At 71.7% G+C, this 16,089-nt stretch carries 14 protein-coding genes; 5 read left to right on the top strand and 9 right to left on the bottom strand.

All coding sequences use genetic code 11. The features are described 5' to 3' along the window. Positions 1–127 precede the first annotated feature (127 nt). The 3 genes from FED44_RS37975 to FED44_RS02735 form a co-directional block, all read right to left on the bottom strand. Entirely contained in the window at positions 128–3,304 is a 3,177-nt protein-coding gene (locus tag FED44_RS37975) for an amidohydrolase family protein (protein WP_167521397.1), read from the bottom strand. A gap of 156 nt (positions 3,305–3,460) precedes the next feature. Then, positions 3,461–4,276 (bottom strand): PIG-L family deacetylase, encoded by an 816-nt coding sequence (locus FED44_RS02740; protein ID WP_117409840.1) that lies wholly within the window; start codon positions 4,274–4,276, stop codon positions 3,461–3,463. A gap of 40 nt (positions 4,277–4,316) precedes the next feature. Further along, on the bottom strand, positions 4,317–5,558 hold the full coding sequence (locus FED44_RS02735; RefSeq protein ID WP_208758800.1) for an MFS transporter: 1,242 nt from the start codon (positions 5,556–5,558) through the stop codon (positions 4,317–4,319). 325 nt (positions 5,559–5,883) lie between these two features. Between FED44_RS02735 and FED44_RS02730 the strand changes: the two genes are divergently transcribed. Beyond that, complete coding sequence (locus tag FED44_RS02730) at positions 5,884–6,753, top strand: MBL fold metallo-hydrolase (RefSeq protein ID WP_138459610.1); 870 nt, start codon at positions 5,884–5,886, stop codon at positions 6,751–6,753. Between the two features lie 10 nt (positions 6,754–6,763). Here FED44_RS02730 and FED44_RS02725 read toward each other — a convergent pair whose 3' ends face one another. From FED44_RS02725 to FED44_RS02705, 5 genes are all read right to left on the bottom strand, one after another. Then, positions 6,764–7,843: an MFS transporter gene (locus tag FED44_RS02725; RefSeq protein WP_138459609.1), complete on the bottom strand. Its 1,080-nt coding sequence runs from the start codon at positions 7,841–7,843 to the stop codon at positions 6,764–6,766. Positions 7,844–8,012: 169 nt separating this feature from the next. Continuing rightward, the gene (locus FED44_RS02720) at positions 8,013–9,137 is read right to left on the bottom strand and encodes a calcium:cation antiporter (RefSeq protein WP_208758799.1); all 1,125 of its coding nucleotides are present in this window, start codon (positions 9,135–9,137) and stop codon (positions 8,013–8,015) included. Between the two features lie 217 nt (positions 9,138–9,354). After that, positions 9,355–10,230: an NUDIX hydrolase gene (locus FED44_RS02715; RefSeq protein WP_138459607.1), complete on the bottom strand. Its 876-nt coding sequence runs from the start codon at positions 10,228–10,230 to the stop codon at positions 9,355–9,357. A 70-nt stretch (positions 10,231–10,300) separates the two neighbouring features. Next, on the bottom strand, positions 10,301–10,525 hold the full coding sequence (locus FED44_RS02710; RefSeq protein WP_117410251.1) for a hypothetical protein: 225 nt from the start codon (positions 10,523–10,525) through the stop codon (positions 10,301–10,303). Positions 10,526–10,890: 365 nt separating this feature from the next. Further along, positions 10,891–11,712 (bottom strand): M15 family metallopeptidase, encoded by an 822-nt coding sequence (locus tag FED44_RS02705; protein ID WP_138459606.1) that lies wholly within the window; start codon positions 11,710–11,712, stop codon positions 10,891–10,893. A gap of 206 nt (positions 11,713–11,918) precedes the next feature. Between FED44_RS02705 and FED44_RS02700 the strand changes: the two genes are divergently transcribed. The 4 genes from FED44_RS02700 to FED44_RS37030 are packed head-to-tail and all read left to right on the top strand — an operon-like array spanning position 11,919 to position 15,373. Further along, on the top strand, positions 11,919–12,746 hold the full coding sequence (locus tag FED44_RS02700) for a prolipoprotein diacylglyceryl transferase (protein WP_117410253.1): 828 nt from the start codon (positions 11,919–11,921) through the stop codon (positions 12,744–12,746). Beyond that, a complete protein-coding gene (locus tag FED44_RS02695; protein WP_138459605.1) occupies positions 12,743–13,399 on the top strand; it encodes a hypothetical protein in 657 nt (218 codons plus the stop codon). The genes FED44_RS02700 and FED44_RS02695 overlap by 4 nt, the downstream gene beginning before the upstream one ends. 2 nt (positions 13,400–13,401) lie before the next feature. Further along, entirely contained in the window at positions 13,402–14,964 is a 1,563-nt protein-coding gene (locus FED44_RS02690) for a radical SAM protein (RefSeq protein ID WP_244301670.1), read from the top strand. 22 nt (positions 14,965–14,986) lie between these two features. Beyond that, positions 14,987–15,373 (top strand): hypothetical protein, encoded by a 387-nt coding sequence (locus tag FED44_RS37030; protein ID WP_244301669.1) that lies wholly within the window; start codon positions 14,987–14,989, stop codon positions 15,371–15,373. Between the two features lie 30 nt (positions 15,374–15,403). On the opposite strand, the gene FED44_RS02680 is transcribed toward FED44_RS37030, so the two are convergent. Beyond that, on the bottom strand, positions 15,404–16,069 hold the full coding sequence (locus FED44_RS02680; protein ID WP_117408892.1) for a helix-turn-helix domain-containing protein: 666 nt from the start codon (positions 16,067–16,069) through the stop codon (positions 15,404–15,406). Positions 16,070–16,089: the final 20 nt, after the last annotated feature.

Below are 16,089 nucleotides of genomic sequence, written 5' to 3'. Positions count from 1 at the left end.
AGGAACCCCGGAAAAGGCCGAGGCGGTGTCCGGCCGGCGGCTCGCACCGGCCGGACGCCGTCGATCGTTCCGGCCGTGTGCGGACGTACGGCCGCACACGGCCGGTGGGGAGGTCAGCCGGTCACGTCTAGTGGTCGTGGCCGCAGGAGGTGCGGGCCTTCTCCAGCTCGTCGGCGTCGTTCCACCAGAAGGCCGCGGTGCTCGGATGGGCGGGCACGCGGGCCCTGACCTTGCCCCGGGGCGCCGAGGCGGCGGGTGCGGCGGCCTGGTCGGTCGTCGTCGAGGACGGGTACGGGGCGAGTAATTGCTCGACCGTGTGGTGTCTCCCGCCGACGACGACGGCGGTGACGTTCGCGGCGTCCTCGATGCGGGACAGGGGATCGCCGTCGACGACGGACAGGTCGGCGTACATGCCCCTGCCGATCCTGCCCAGCGGCTGGCCGAGGAACGTCCCGGACGTGCTGGTCGCGGTACGCAGCGTCTCCAGCGGCGTCAGGCCGTACTTGACCATGGCCCTCAGGTTCATGTGCAGGCTGACCGCGAGGTGATCGATCGGTGAGTCGGTGCCGGCGGTGACGACGCCGCCGCCGCGGATCATCGCGGCGAACTGCGCGACGTGATTGGCCAGGGCCGCCCGGAGCACCGTCTGATCGGTGGTCTGCGCCGACGTGACGGACGCCTGGAGCGCCGCCATCCGCCAGTTCGGGTAGAGCCGGCGGACCCGCTCGTCGGTGACCAGCGAGGTGTCCTCCTTGTAGAGGGTGCTGCAGTTGAACAGGGTCGGGGTTCTGGCCATCTTGGACGCGTTGAACATGGAGATGACGTCGGAGTAGGCGGAGCCGACGTTGGTGACGGTGCGCGAGTAGCCGAACCGGTTGGTGGCGCCGTAGTGCTCGGTCTGGTCGCCGCCCATCGCGATCGCCGGATAGTGGTAGTGGGACGTGACTGGTTTGCCCTTGCGGTGGGCCCATTCGATGATTTCCTTGTGCCACACGACCGGCAGCCGCACGTACGCCTTCATGAGGTCGTAGTCGAGGCTGGCGGCCCGTTCGAGCTCCAGCCGCAGTTGCTGGTGGGAGAACGTCGGGCGCATGAAGTTGTAGTAGATGCGCGGCCCGTCGATGGCCTCCCCGGTGGCCAGGTAGCGCGGTGCGAGCCGGGCGCCGGACTGGACCGACTCGCGTTCTTCGACCATGTGGTACGCGGGCGAGCCGGGTGAGCGGGTCGTCGTGATGCCGAGGGCGAGCCACAGCGGCCCCTGGCGGGATCCGTAGGCGTAGCCCTGCATCTCGCGGTGGTGGTGGATGTCGATCAGGCCGGGCATGACGAACTTGTCGCTCGCGTCGATCAGCGTGCCGGGCCGTCCGTCGCGGTGCGGCTCGACCGCGACGATGCGCTGGCCGCGCATGATGACGTCGACGTCGCGGGCGACGCCCGCGGAGACGCCGTCCCACATGCGGCCGGCGTGGACGACGACCTGGTCGGCGGGACCGGGGTCGTTGCGCCAGGTCAGCGGTACCGGAATGGATCGTCCAGGCCTGCCGTCGATGCGGACGGTCTTCAGCCGCCCGCCGTTCAGGTAGAGCAGGGAGGCGGAGTCGCCGGCCCATGCCGGGGCGTCGGACAGCTCCTGGGTGACCTGGCGGGCGGGGCCGGTGGGCCGTCCGGTCTTGTCGACCGGCATGACCCATAAGAGCGATTCCATGGCGAAGGCGAGCATGGTGCCGTCCGGCGACCAGACGGGGCCGTCGTCGCCGCGGGTCTGCAGCGACCGGTGCGGGGCGGGGTCGACGTACGTGCCCGCGCCGGTGGCCCGGTCGACGAGGAGGATCTTGGACAGCCCTTCGCGGTACCGTCGCGAGTACGGCACGACCGCGGCCAGGGCGATGGTCTTCCCGTCGGGCGACCAGGTCGGCCGGCCCGGTTCGAAGGTGGCGCCGAAGACCTTCTGGATGTCGCCGGTGCCGACGTCCAGGACCCACAGCGCGCCGTCCTGGTCCAGGTAGGCGATCTCCTTCCCGTCGGGTGACCACCGGACCGACAGGGCGGCGGAATCGGTCAGGTGGGTCAGCTGCCGGTCGGTGCCGGCGGCCAGATCGCGGACCCAGATGTTGAGGGTGCCGGTGCGGTCGGTGACGAACGCCAGCCGCCGCCCGTCCGGGGAGAAGTCCGGGTCGGCCTTCCACCACCGGTCGCGGAACAGCGGGACCGGCCTGCCTCCGATCCGCATCGTGTAGATGTCGTTGAGGGCGCGGAACGCGATGGTGGACCCGTCCGGGGACACGGCCGGGCTGCCGATGCCGACGACCGGGAACGACCCGGGCGCGTCGAACACGCGGACGTTCTTCTTGTACTTCGGGGTGGTCACGGTCAGCGCGGCGGTGAAGCCCACCGTGCCGGCGGACGTGGAGCCCAGGCGGCGGGTCCGGATGGTGCCGCCGGAGGTGTAGAAGTAGCGCCCGTCCGCGGCGAACCGCGCCCGGAACGGGAAGACCTCCTCGCCGGTGACGAGCGGGCCCGCGGTGCTGGCCAGGGAGTTCACGCCGGCGTTGAAGAGGTGGTAGGCGATGTCGGTGCCGTTCGGCATCCACGACGGCTGGTGGACGACCTGACCGGTGGGCACGGTGACCGCAGTGCTGCGGGCGCCGGTGGCGACGTCGACGACGTCGATCCTGGTGTCCGAGACGACGAACGCGACTTTGGTCCCGTCGGGTGACCAGACCGGCTCGTACTCCTCGGCGGACGTGTCCGCCAGCGCGCGGGTGGCGCCGGTGGCGACGTCGAGCAGGTGGATCCCGTAGCTGCCGCCGGCGTCGGAGGAGTAGGCGATGGTGCGTCCGTCGGGGCTGTACCGGGGCTCGCGGTGGTCGTACGGGCCGGTGGTCAACTGGGTGATCGCGGATCCGTCGGACCGGATCTTCCACAGGTTGAACACACCGTCGCGGTACGACTGGAACACGATTGTGGATCCGTCCGGAGACCAGTCGGGCTGGGCGATGTCGTACAGGTCGCTGGTGAGCCGGCGGGCGGTGCCGCCGGAGGCGGAGCAGACCCACAGGACGCCGAGCATGTCGATGGCGAGCAGGCGGCCGTCGGGTGAGGGGGCGACGGCGAAGTCGGTGCCGGAGGCGACGGAGGTGCCGCCGCCGTTCCGGGCCCCGTCCGCTCGGGCGCGGGTGGCTGTGGCGGGGATCAGCGAGGCGGCGAGGGCGGCTCCCGCACCGGCCAGGACGGCCCGGCGGGACGGACGGAAGGGCGATTCAGTGGAGAGAGGTGCGTCGGGAGATGCCGGGGTGGGGGGCACCGACAACTTTTCCTCCTACGTTTCGCGTCGTCGATCAGCTTGTTGCGATCATTCGAATCATGACCTTTGACGCGGATCTTTCATAGGAGTCAGAGAAATTCGGTGCTATGAGCGGGCGAAGGACGTTATGGGGTTCTCGCGCCCGCTCAGCCGAAGTCAGCGGAGGCCGGCGAAGAGGTCGTCCTCCTGGTCGGGGGTGGCCACCCGGGACGTCTTCCTGATGAAGAACTCGTGCGAGAAGGCCTGGTGCTGGGCCTCGGGGGACATCTGCAGCATGGGGATGTTCTCGCCCTGGCTCGCGTGGGCCCGCAGGGCCTTCATCTTGCGCTCCACGTACGGCGAGACCTCGACGACGGAGGTGATCAGCTCCTCGGGGGTGCCGAAGTCCTCGGGGATCTCGAAGTCCTCCGGGGCCATGCCGCTCTCCTGGAGGAACTCGAACATCCGCTGGATCCGCTCACGCGGCACGGCGATGTAGTACAGCTTGTCCGGGATGCCGGTCAGCTCGGCCGCGGCGACCGCGATGCGGTGGGCCTGGATGTGGTCGGGGTGCCCGTAGTTGCCGTTCTCGTCGTAGGTGACGATCACCTGGGGCCGGTAGCGCTCCATGAGCGCGGCGAGCCGGGCGGCGGCCGTCTCGACCGGGACGTTGGCGAACGCGTCGGCGTGCCTGTTGCCCTCCCATCCGACCATGCCGGAGTCGCGGTAGCCGAGCAGTTCGAGATGGTCGATGCCGAGGTGGGCGACCGACTCGCGCAGTTCGCTCAGCCGCTGCTGGGCCACCGCCGCGTCGTCGTGCCCGGGCTCGCCCGGCTTCACGCCGCCGGGGCCGTCGCCCTGCTCCCCGTTGGTGCAGGTCACCAGGACCGTACGGATGCCTTCCTGGGTGTACTTCGCCAGGACGCCGCCGGTGCCCATCACCTCGTCGTCGGGGTGGGCGTGCACGGCCATCAGGGTGAGTCTCGAATCCATTACATCCCCCGTGGTGTCGTTTACCGTCACCTGGACGACCCTATATCTCGGCTTGATCCTCAGAGCGGGAGGGAACCGCCTCATCGGCGGCCGGGCGGGGCGCCGGGGTCATGCGGCCCGCCACTAGCCACCAGACGAGGAGCAGCGCCAGGGCCAGGACCACGGCGAAGGGCGGCAGGGTCCACACGCCGACGCCCTGCGCGATCGCCCCGGCCAGCCAGGGGAACACGGCCCCGCCGACCACCGACACGCCGTTCAGCAGCCCGATCGCCGTGGGCACCAGCCGGGGCACGGTGAGCCGGGGCGCCACGGCCATCGTCGTGGGGAACACGGGCCCGAGCCAGAAGCCGAGCAGCACGAAGCTCACGCTGGCCACGGCGGCGCCCGGCGCGATCCAGGCCAGCAGTGCGCTCACGGTGATGCCGGCCAGGCACACGTAGGTCATCCCGGTCGCGGTCATGCCGAGCCTGGTGGCGGCCGGGCTGATGAGGAAGCGGCCGAGGGCGAGCCCGAGCCAGTAGCCGGAGACGGTGTATCCGGCGATCAGGTCGCCCTGCCCGTGCTCCTCCACCAGGAAGCTGAACCCCCAGTTGCCCACGCTGATCTCCAGGCCGACGTACACGGCCAGGAACACGGCGCCCAGCAGGACGGCGGGCTGCCGTGAGACGGCGGTCAGCAGGCCGGGACGCTCCGCCGGTTCCCCGTCCGCGGCGGGCAGCGGGATCTCGCGGGCGGGCAGGGTCAGCCAGAACCCGGCCAGCAGTGGCAGGCTCACCAGGGCGAGGACCAGCCACACGGCCGTCCACGGCAGGAAGCTCAGGATCCAGGTGGCCAGCAGCGGCCCGAGCAGCGCGCCGACGCCGAAGAACGCGTGCAGGCGGTTGAGCAGCGTCGTCGCCCCGGGCCGTTCGGTGAGATAGGCGTTGAGCACCGATTCGAGGATGCCCGTGCCGTACCCGGCCAGGATCTGGACCGCCACGAAGGCCGCGAACGGCGGGCGTACGGCGGTGTAGAGGCCGGCCAGGGCGAAGACGCCGCCGCCGACGACGAGCGAGGTGCGCACGCCGAACCGGTGGATCAGCCAGCCGGCGGTCGAGCCCGCCAGCATGAACCCGGCCGAGAAGGTGAAGAACTGGGTGCCGACGGTGGCCTTGTCGAGGCCGTAGTCGTCGATCTGCGCGGGCAGCAGCACCCCGCCGACGCCCGCGCTCAGGCCGACCAGGACGAAGGTGGCGTAGGCGAGGGCGACCGGCACCCACGAGTCACGCCGCAGTGCGGACACCCGACCTCCCGCGATTGACGAGCAGCCTGCCGACCACCCGCGGCGCGGGAGCATCGGTCCGTGATCACCGATGATCCCGTTGCGGCGAAATGTTACTTGCCATACCCGTCGGCTTTAAAGGGGTTATGGGCGGTTATGTGGTGAAAGCTGAAACCGGTGTCAGCGGGTCGCCGGCAGCGCGAAGAGAGTGAACCCTCGGCGGCCGGCCTGGCGGGGCCGTCGCCCTGGCCCGCGCCGTCGCGCCGCGCGCCCGTCAAGCACCCCCCACTTTCGGGTGATTTGTGGTGGTTTACGTAGCCTGAAGTCCTGGGAGAGGGGAGTCGCCATGCCCGATCCAGCGGACGCGACCGTGTTCTTCGTGGGTAACGCCACCATGATCATCCGATCACATGGGTTCACCCTGCTGACGGATCCGAACTTCCTGCACCGGGGACAGTGGGCCCGTCTCGGCTACGGCCTGCGCAGCCGCCGGCGTACCGAGCCCGCGATGCAGGTCACGCAACTGCCACCCGTGGACCTGGTCGTCCTGTCACACATGCACGGCGACCACTGGGACGCCATCGCCCGCGACGGCCTCGACAAGGACCTGCCTATCGTCACCACCCGCCACGCCGCGCACCGGCTGAGGCGCCAGGGGTTCCATCGGGCCATCGCCCTCGACCCCTGGGAGTACCACTTCGTGCGCCGCCACGACGCCACGCTGACGGTCACCGCCACACCCGCCCGGCACGCCCCGGGTCCCGTCGACAGGCTGATGCCGCCGGTCATGGGCAGCGTGCTCGACTTCGCCCACGCCGGGGAGGTGGACATGCGCATGCACATCAGCGGGGACACGATCATGGACCCGTGCCTGGCCGAGATACCGCGCCGCTTCCCGGACATCGACGTGGGCGTCGTGCACCTCGGCGGCACCCGGATCCTCGGCGTCACGGTGACGATGGACGGCCTCCAGGGCGCGGAGTGGCTGCGGCTGATGCAGCCGGAGTCGGCCCTGCCCGTGCACTACGACGACTACGAGGCGTTCGCCTCGCCCCTCAAGGACTTCCAGCAGTACGTCCGGCGGGCGGGGCTGTCCCACCTCGTGCACTACCTCATGCGCGGCGAGACCTACCGCCTGCCCGTACGGCAGGCCGGCCTGCGCCCGCACCGCCCGGTGACCGGTCCCGGCCGGGGCGCCGGCCCGCCGTACGGCTGAGCGCGCGGCGTCACCTGCGCTCGGGACGGCGTACGGCGAAGGCGATCACGAGGTAGGGCACGGCCGCGACGGCGAAGAGCGGCCCGGGGCCCGCCCACATCGATCCGGCGGCGTAACCGCCGTAGACCGTCAGGCAGACGATCTCGACGCCGACTCCGGCCATCGAGGTGACGGTGGCCCGGGCGCCGTCCGAGATCTCGTCCTGGAGTCTCGCGTCCAGCGTCGCCGAGGCCCACTGGACCAGGCCGAAGGCGACGGCCACCAGCGTGACCGCCGCGGGGTGGCGCGCCGCGGCCCCGGCCGCCCCGGCGGCCAGGCAGACGGCGGCGAGCACCAGGGCCGGTGCGAGCGCACCCTGTCCGCGCCCGGCGAACCACCCGCCGGCCATGCCGCCGATGCTCACCAGAAGCACGAGCAGCGGCACCGCCCCGGCGGACACCCCGGTGGCCTGGGCGAGCAGGGGCAGGTACTCCTCCATCGCCCCGATGACCGACATCACCGACAGGACCGTGATCGCGCGGCGGATCGCCGGCCCTTCGCGCACCTGGGCGAGGCCCTCCCGCAGGACGGCCACGGGGTTCGCCGGACGAGGGCTCTCGTCGCGGCGGCGGGACTCGGGGAACGTCAGTGCCACGACGGCACAGAGCAGTGTCACGAGCACACTGGCCAGACCCGCCGCGCGCAGGCCGCCCGCGGCGAGCACCGGCGCCGCGAGCGCGGTGGCCGCCGTGATCGCCGTCGTGCCGACCGCGGCCGACCGGCCGACGAGCACCGGGTAGCGGTCCGTCCCGCCGTGCCGCCCGAGTTCCTCGTACACGAGGGCCTGGAGGGTGCCCGAGCGCAGCGAGCTCCCGGCGCCCCACAGCACGAAGCCCAGCGCGAACGACCAGTAGGAGGGGACGAACGTCCACAGGGCGTAGCCCGCGCCCGTGAGGAGGGGCGCGGCGGTGAGCAGCGCCCGGCGCGAGACGAGGTCGGCCCACACTCCGGACGGGATCTCCAGCACGAAGCCGGTGACGGACCAGATCACGAACAGCGAGGAGATCTGGGCGGGCGACAGCCCGGTCTCGGCGAACAGCAGGGCGTACACCGGATAGAGGACGATGAAGTCCTCGAAGAACGCGTAGGCGTACAGGCGGGCCGCGAGGGCCCGTTCGGGTGAGCGTCAATGTCGCCAGGTCATGCCCGGCACCCTAAGGTCACGCCGATCCGCTCCGCATCGGGTTTTTCCGGACCGGGTTTTTCCGGCGCGGACCCGCTCACGGGCTGACGGCCAGGAGCAGGAACGCGGCGAACAACGTGAGATGCACTCCGGCCTGCAGCAACGTAGCCCGGCCGGGCACCACGGTCAGCGTGGCCACGACGACCGTGAGGCCGAGCAGCACGATGTGCGTCGGGCCGAGACCGAGCAGCAGGGGCCCCTCCAGCCACAGCGACGCCGCGGCGATCGTCGGGATGGTCAGGCCGATGCTCGCCATGGCCGAGCCGAACGCCAGATTCAGGCTGACCTGGACCCGGGCCCGCCGCGCCGCGCGTACGGCGGCGAGGGTCTCCGGGAGCAGCACCAGCAGCGCGATCACCACGCCCACGACGGCCTGCGGAAGCCGGGCCGTACGCACGACCGTCTCGATGGCGGGCGCCTCGATCTTCGCCAGCCCGACCACCGCGATGAGCGCCGCCAGCAGCAGCGCCAGGCTGACCATGGCCGCGCGGTTGGAGGAGAGATCCGCGTGCTCCGCCTCGCCCCCGTGGCTGCCCCCCTGCTTGCCGCCGCGCTCGCCGGTGGTCTCGACGGGCAGGAAGTATTCGCGGTGCCTGATCGTCTGGGTGAGGACGAACAGGCCGTACAACGTGATCGAGGCGACCGCGGCGAACGCGAGCTGGGCCGGGGCGAAGGCGGGGCCCGGCACGGTCGTGGTGAAGGCGGGCAGCACGAGGCTCAGCGTCGCGAGCGTGGCGACGGTGGCCAGGGCTCCGCCGGTCCCCTCCGCGTTGAAGACCGCCACCCGCCGCCGCAGCGCCGCCATCAGCAGTGACAGCCCGACGATGCCGTTGCAGGTGATCATCACGGCGGCGAACACCGTGTCGCGGGCGAGCGACGACGCGGCCGGGCCGCCGGACACGGTGAGACTGATGATCAGCGCCACCTCGATCACCGTCACCGCCACCGCGAGGACCAGCGACCCGAACGGTTCTCCGACCCGATGCGCGATGACCTCCGCGTGATGCACGGCCGCGAGCACCGCGGCCGCCAGGAAGATCGCCGCGATCGCGACGATGAGGGGAGGGATCGTCCGGCCCCATGCCAGGGCGAGCACGATCACGGCGAGAATCGGAGCGGTCGTCGCCCAGGTGGTGGCCAGTCGGCGGAAGAACAGATTCACGCTCTTCATCCTGCCCAGATGGGGCGATTTACGATGATTCGTCCATGTGTGTCCGATGTAGGGCTGAAGGCCGGTCCGCCGCCGGTGCGGGCGGGTGCCGAGGCGGTCCGGGCTCACGGCCGTGCCGGCCCGCGCGGCGTACGGCGGTGTGGGTCAGAGTTGTGCGGTGACAGAGCCGTCTGGTGTCAGAGCCGCGTGGTGACAGAGCTGTGTGATGTCAGAGCTGGCCGAGCAGCCAGCGTGGTCCGGTGACGAGGGCGCCGAGGGCCGTCACCCGCTCGCGCAGCCCGCGGTCGGCGGTGACGACGAGCGCCGTCTCCCATGGCCGCACGTCGCGCACCGTCTCCACGATCGCGTCGTCCCCGCTGCCCCCGGCCAGTACGACCGACATGTCCCCGTTCACCGGCCCGGGGTCGGCGGCCCTGGCCGCGGCGCCCTCCAGCACCGCGAGCATCCGGGGAAACCACCGCGTCAGCGCCGGCACGCCTTCCGGCATGTCGCCCACGCCCCGCGCCGTCAGCGCGATCAGCTCGTTGAGCAGGCGGTTCGCGGCGCCCGCCCGGTCCTTCCACCAGCCGTGCTCGGCCCGGGCCCCGATGATGTTGGCCACGTCGAGGACGACCACGACCGGGCTCAGCGCGGCCCGGATCAGCGGCCAGGAGCCGGCGAAGCCCGGATGCAACCGCTTGGCGGCGACCTCGTCCGCGGCCACCCACCGCATGTCCAGGCTCTCGCCGTTCGCGGGCGCGGCGTCGAGCAGCCCGTCCGCCTCCGCGATCACGGTCTGGAACGACCAGCCGCCGTGGTCGTCGACGTAGAGTCCGCGCACCCGGACGAGATCGGCGCTCAGCGCCGCCTCCTCCCGCGCCTCGCGCAGCGCGCCGGTGACAGCGTCCTCGTGGCTATCGCGGGCCCCGCCGGGCAGGCCCCAGGTGCCGCCGTGATGGCTCCACCAGGCCCGCTTCTGCAGCAGCACGTACGGCATGCCGTCCAGCGTGTGGTGGACGGCGAGCAGACCGGCGGCGCCGTGCAGTCCCCAGTGCTGGTGTCCCAGCGAGCACAGGGCCCAGCCGTCGCCGTCCATCGCCGCCATGTCCCCATTTTGGCGCAGCCAGGGAAAGCCCCGGTCATGCGGTGCGGAGCCGGGCTCACCGCTCCCGGCGTCACCAGTGGTCGACGGGCACCTCCACCCCGGCGGACAGGTCGAAGAGGGTCGCGCCGTCGGCGAGGCGGATCACCTGGATCTGCGTCGCGAAGCGGAGACCGCGAAGGCGGATGGCGGCCTCGTGCGCCCTGCGCGGGAAGTGGTAGCGGTCGGCCGCGCGGCCACCGGGAGCGGGCCGGACAGAACGGACTTCGAACCGGTCGGGGGGCCATAGAGGGGGCAATGGAGCAGATTGCTGCCAAGCGGACATGTCTCTCCTGTCTCGCCGTTGAGAACAAGCAGTTGACCGGTCGGGCGCGCGTGATCGCCACAGCGTGACGGCGTCGTAGGCCGATCGTTATTAACTGGTAAGCGATCCTTCCCAAGCCGGAGTCCGTAGCCCGTTAGCGTGTGAGCCCTCACTCGTGATTCCCCTTTATCCGGAGAATCAGGAGATGTCATATCTGGAGAGACGCCCGCTTCTGCGGCCGGAGAAGCGGGCGTTGTCCTCCATCCCTCGCCCCACCGATCCGACCCGCCTCCCGCGCGGTCCTCTCCGTGTGCCCGTCCCGAGGTTTCCGGGCCGTGCCGTCTGCGCGGCCGATGCCGTCAGCGCCCGTTGACCGAGAAGTGCTGGTAGTCCCGGGCGCCCGACCAGGTGCCGCCCCAGCCCCAGCCGATGCTCGCGAAGGCGCGCACCACGCGGTCGCCTCTGTTGATGACGCCGGGCTTCTTCAGCGGTCTGTCCACGAACGCGTCCGCGTTGCGGTGCGCGTTGCTCCCGTCCGCCTCCACGTACGGGTTCTCGCGCGGATTGAGGTCCACCGCCAGCCCGTACGCGTGGTTGGACCAGCTGCCCGATCCCGTGGCGTTGCGGCAGTTGAAGGCCGAGGTGTTGTCCACCTCGATGGAGTCGAAGTCGCTGCCCTTGTAGACGTCGACGGGCTCCATCCGCCGGATGGGATAACGCATCTCGTACAGCTTCCCGAAGACCGACGCGACGTCCTCGGCCACCGACCTGTTCACCACCAGCGTGCCGGTGTGCGCCTTGTCGTCGAAGCCCCAGTAGGTCATCGTGATCTTCCGTAGGCCGCTCGGCGCCACCGGGCAGCCGGGGCGCCAGGAGTGCCGCAACTCGTCCCGGGACACCTTATCGATCTTCGAGGAGAAGGCGGGCGGGCCGCTCGGGCTCGGTGTGCCGCCGTCCTCCGGAGCGGACGGGGCGGGCGTCGCCGAGGGCGTCGCGGGCGCGGGCGTGGCGGTTGCCGGGGAGAGGGACGCCGCCGGTGACGTGACGGCGACGGGCACCGACGTCCGGGCGGGTGCGGAGGCGGCGCCTCCGGCCTCGGGGCCTGCCCCGCCGCCACAGCCGGTCACGCCCACCAGCGTCGCTATCATCACCGCTGACCTGCGGTTCTTCAATAAGCCCATAGGCGCAGAGTACCCGCGGCCGCAAGGTGCGCCGACGGTTGTGCACAACCTGTGGATAACCATCCTTCGAATGCACGTGGCCGATCCGCGCCGACCTCCCCGTACGGGCCGTCGCCCGGAACCGCCCGGTCAGGTGAACCCGGCTCGGCCGGCCCGGAAATCGAGGATCGGAAACGTCGGAAGCCGCCGCTAGGGTGGCGTCCGTGATGGAGGAACTGCGCTTCGGCGGGGTGAGCGTGCCGGCCCACGCTTTCTTCGTGGGCCTCGGCGTGGTCCTCGCCAGTGTGGTCTTCGTCCTGGAGGCGCGCCGCAGGGGCGCGCTGCGTGAGGAGTCGCTGGTGGCGGTCACCGGCGCGCTCGTCGGCGGAGCGGTGGGCATGCGGCTGTCCGGCTGGGCCGAGCACCTCGACCCCGCGCTGAACCCCGGGCTCGTCGAGGCGTGGATGTTCGGCGCCCGGAGCATCCTCGGCGGGCTGACCGGCGCCTATGTCGGCGTGCTGGTGGCGAAACGGCTGATCGGCTACCGGGAGCGGACCGGTGACCTGTTCGCCCCCGCCGTCGCGATCGGCATGGCCGTCGGGCGCATCGGCTGTTTCCTCACCGAGGCCCCCGGCCGCCCCACCACTCTTCCCTGGGGCGTCCACGCGCCCGCGACCGTCCCCGAGTGCCCTGGGTGCCTGGCCGGGCAGGCCATGCACCCCTCTTTCCTCTACGAGGTCGTCTTCCAGCTCGCCGCCTTCGGCGCGCTGCTGTGGGCGCGCGGCCGCGTCGACCGGCCGGGCGAGCTGTTCACCCTCTATCTGGGTGCCTACGCCGTGTTCCGTTTCCTGGTCGAGTTCACCCGGGCGAACGAGACGGTCTGGCTCGACCTGACCCGCCCGCAGTGGTTCCTGATGCCGGGCCTGGCGCTCCTCGCCGTCCGGCTCACGTATGGCTGTCGCAAGGGGTTCTACGACAGACTGCTCCCCGGCCGGGGCGAGCGGCCGTTATTGACGGGCGTACGGCTTTCGCCCGCCGGCGAGGAGGACAGATGAGCACACCCCCCGAGCCGCCCGAGCGGCCTCAGGACCCCCAGCCCCAGGATCCGCAGCCCCAGGATCCGCAGCCCCAGGACCTCCGGCCCGGCGACCGGCCCCCGCCACCGGAACAGCCCCCGCCCCCCGGCCAGCCCCCACCCCCGGGCCGGCCTCCGTACCCCGGCGAAGCGCCGGGTGGTCCGCCCGGTCCCGGCGGTCCGTACGGTTCCGGCCCGGGCGGGCCGCACGGCCCCGGTGGCGCGCCCGGCCCCGGTGGCGCACCCGGTCCCGGCGGTCCGTACGGTCCGGGCGGCGGGGCGCCCTACGCGTGGCCGCCACCACCGGCGCGGCAGGAGAACACCACCGGCGTGGTCGTCGCGTTGACGTTCGCGGGGATCGTGCTCGAGGTGATCGTCAACGCGATCCTCGCCGTCGCCACCCTGGCGGCAGCCGACGGCCTCGGCGATCACAAGGAGATAGCGGTCGTGGGCGGGGCCGTGATCCTGGCCGCGATCGTCTTCGGCGGCGGGACGCTGCTGATCCGCCACCGGCAGCCGTGGTCGCGGGGGCTCGGTCTCGGCCTGATGATCGGGTGGGCGCTCGTGACGATCGTCACCGCCGGTTTCTGCACCGGCGTCAACACCTCGCTCTACACGGACGGCGGACTGTGACCATGGGAATGCCGCTGCGGGGAGACCGGATCCTCCGCTACGTCAACGCGTTCTGCCCCCGCTGCCACGAGGAGCGGCCGGACCGCCCGCTAGCGGAGGTGCCGCGGCTGTCCGGCTGGCTGGCCGCCCGTGACGGCCGCGTCTACCTGGAGCGCGGCTGCCGGGCCCACGGCATGGTCAGGACCCTGTACGACGAGGACCCGGAGATCCTCGCCTACCTGGAGGAGTGGACCGCTCCCACCAAGGCCCACCTGCCCGACGTCGCGGGCAACTTCGACCCGATCCCCGAGGCGTACCTGCGGGGTCTGCCGGAGATGCAGACGCAGCACACGTGCATCCTGCTGGAGGACGTGGCGGAGGCGTGCAACCTGCGCTGCCCGACCTGCTTCACCGAGTCCTCGCCCGACCTGCGGGGAGTCGTACCGGTCCGGGAGGTGCTCGCCAACGTCGACCAGCGGCTGGCCCGGGAGAACGGCCGGCTCGACGTGCTCATGCTCAGCGGCGGCGAGCCGACGCTGCATCCCGACCTGCCCGAGTTGCTCGCCGGACTGGTGGCACGGCCGGTCACCCGCATCCTCGTCAACACGAACGGCCTCCTGGTGGCCAGGGACGACGCGCTGCTCGACCTGCTCACCGAGCACCGCGAGCGCGTCGAGGTCTACCTGCAGTACGACGGCCTGTCCGCCGAGGCGTCCCGGCACCACCGGGGCGGCGACCTACGGCGGCAGAAGGCGGAGGCGCTGCGCCGGCTGTCGGAGCGGGAGATCTTCACGACCCTGGTGATGACGGCCGCCCTCGGCGTCAACGACGGCGAGATCGGCGACGTGGTGCGCCTGGCCCTCGACACGCCCTACGTCGGCGGCGTGTCGATCCAGCCGCAGTTCGGCTCGGGACGGTCCGGCGTGATCGACCCCATGGACCGGCTCACCCACACCGGCGTGCTGAAGCGCCTCGGCCCCCAGACGGACGGCCTGGTCACCTGGCAGGACCTCACGGCACTGCCCTGCTCGCACCCCCACTGCTGCTCGGTGGGCTACATGGTCAGGGACGACGCCGACCGGTGGCGCTCCCTGACGGCCCTGATCGGCCACGACCGTCTCAAGGAGAACCTCGGCCTGGTCTCGAACCGGATCGCCGACTCGGAGATCCCCCGCCAGCTTCGCATGGCCGTGCAGGAGTCGCTGCTCGGCCTGTTGTCGGAGCAGTCGTCGCTGTCCCACCCCGAGATCGGGAAGGTCTGGCGCGACATCTGCGAGAACTGCGATCTCGGGCTGACGACCCTGCTGACGCTCGCGTCGTCGGTGCTGCCCGGCCGGCAGCGGCGCCTGCGGAAGCTGCTCGGCGAACGGGTCGTCCGGATCACGGTCAAGCCGTTCATGGACATGTCCACGATGCTGGAGGAGCGCCTGACCCAGTGCTGCGTACACGTCGGCACCCGCTCCGACCAGGACCAGTGCGCGCCCTTCTGCGCGGTCCAGGCCTGGCCGGCGCTCGCGCGTCAGCGCCTGTCGGCCGTCGCCTCCGCCGACGCCGGTGTACGGCTGCCGCTCGTGGAGATCACGTGAGCCGCCGCGTCGCGGAGCCCGCGTGAACCCCGGCACCGGGCCGCGAGCGGGTGACCGGCCGGACGACCACCCCACCGGCGTCGCCTACGAGCAGGCCCTCGCCGCCCAGGGCCGTACGCCCGGCCAGGCCCCGGAGGACGGTCAGGCCCCGGCGGACGGTCAGGCGCAGCCGTACGATCCGCTGAAACTGTGCGTCTACGCCACGGTGGCGCTGCTCGCCTGGGTGTTCGGAGCGTGGGCGGTGCTCGCCTTCGCCGCCCTGGGCGTCGCCGGATACTGGCGGGCCCGCCGCGCGGGGCTGACGAGGAGCAAGTGCTATCTCCGTGACACCCGGCTCGTCCTCGCCTACCTGGGGCTGGTCGCCCTGGCTGCCGCCGCGGCCCTCGTGCTCCCGCACCTGCCCCGCTGAACCGGCGACCTGTGTCCGACCGGTGTCCGTCTATCCCGTGAGCCCGAGTTCGCCGGCGCGCAGCCCGGCCTGGAAGCGCGAACCGGCGTCCAGCGCCTCCATGAGCTCGGCGACGCGCCTGCGGTACGTACGCACCGACAGGCCGAGGTGCCGCGCCGCGGTCTCGTCGGTGTGACCCGCGCCGAGCGCGCGCAGGACGGCCCGGCTGTCCTCGTCGAGGTGCGGCGCGTCGCCGCGCAGGTAGGCGGTCAGCTCGGTGGCCGCGTCCCAGGCGGCCGTGAAGAGGGCGTACACGCCGCTCACCAGGGTGGGCGAGGTGGTGACGGTGAACTCGCGGGGGCCGGGCCCGTCCCGTCCCGCGAGGATCATCACGCGCCGGTCGATGACGATCGTCTCGTGCGGCAGCGGGGTGGAGCTGATCCGCACCTCGATGCCCCTGGCCACGGCCTCGCGCAGGTGTGTCCGGGAGGCCTCGTCGGCGAGGGCGACGGGGGTGTAGAGCTTCCTGGCGGCCAAGCCGGAGCTGCCGGGGGCGGGCATCCGCCCGATCATGGAGTTTCGCGCCTCGGGCTGCGACCACGTGGCGAGGTCGCGGGCCGCGCACACGAACTCCTGCCGGGCGCCGGTGAACAGATGACCGGCCCGGGCCACGAGTTCCGCGTCGCCACGGACGGTGATGACCTGTTCGGCTGTCATTCGCCCATTATGACCCTCCA

This window comes from Microbispora triticiradicis, from assembly GCF_005864065.1.
Classification (GTDB): Bacteria; Actinomycetota; Actinomycetes; order Streptosporangiales; family Streptosporangiaceae; genus Microbispora; species Microbispora triticiradicis.
This window is presented reverse-complemented; position numbering and strand designations above follow the sequence as displayed.

Excerpts from the sequence above, each read along its gene's own strand:
- FED44_RS02740 (WP_117409840.1), bottom strand. The coding sequence starts at position 4,276 with ATGGATTCGAGACTCACCCTGATGGCCGTGCACGCCCACCCCGACGAC.
- FED44_RS02730 (WP_138459610.1), top strand. The coding sequence starts at position 5,884 with ATGCCCGATCCAGCGGACGCGACCGTGTTCTTCGTGGGTAACGCCACC.
- FED44_RS02715 (WP_138459607.1), bottom strand. The coding sequence starts at position 10,230 with ATGGCGGCGATGGACGGCGACGGCTGGGCCCTGTGCTCGCTGGGACAC.
- FED44_RS02705 (WP_138459606.1), bottom strand. The coding sequence starts at position 11,712 with ATGGGCTTATTGAAGAACCGCAGGTCAGCGGTGATGATAGCGACGCTG.
- FED44_RS02700 (WP_117410253.1), top strand. The coding sequence starts at position 11,919 with ATGGAGGAACTGCGCTTCGGCGGGGTGAGCGTGCCGGCCCACGCTTTC.
- FED44_RS02695 (WP_138459605.1), top strand. The coding sequence starts at position 12,743 with ATGAGCACACCCCCCGAGCCGCCCGAGCGGCCTCAGGACCCCCAGCCC.
- FED44_RS02690 (WP_244301670.1), top strand. The coding sequence starts at position 13,402 with ATGGGAATGCCGCTGCGGGGAGACCGGATCCTCCGCTACGTCAACGCG.
- FED44_RS02680 (WP_117408892.1), bottom strand. The coding sequence starts at position 16,069 with ATGACAGCCGAACAGGTCATCACCGTCCGTGGCGACGCGGAACTCGTG.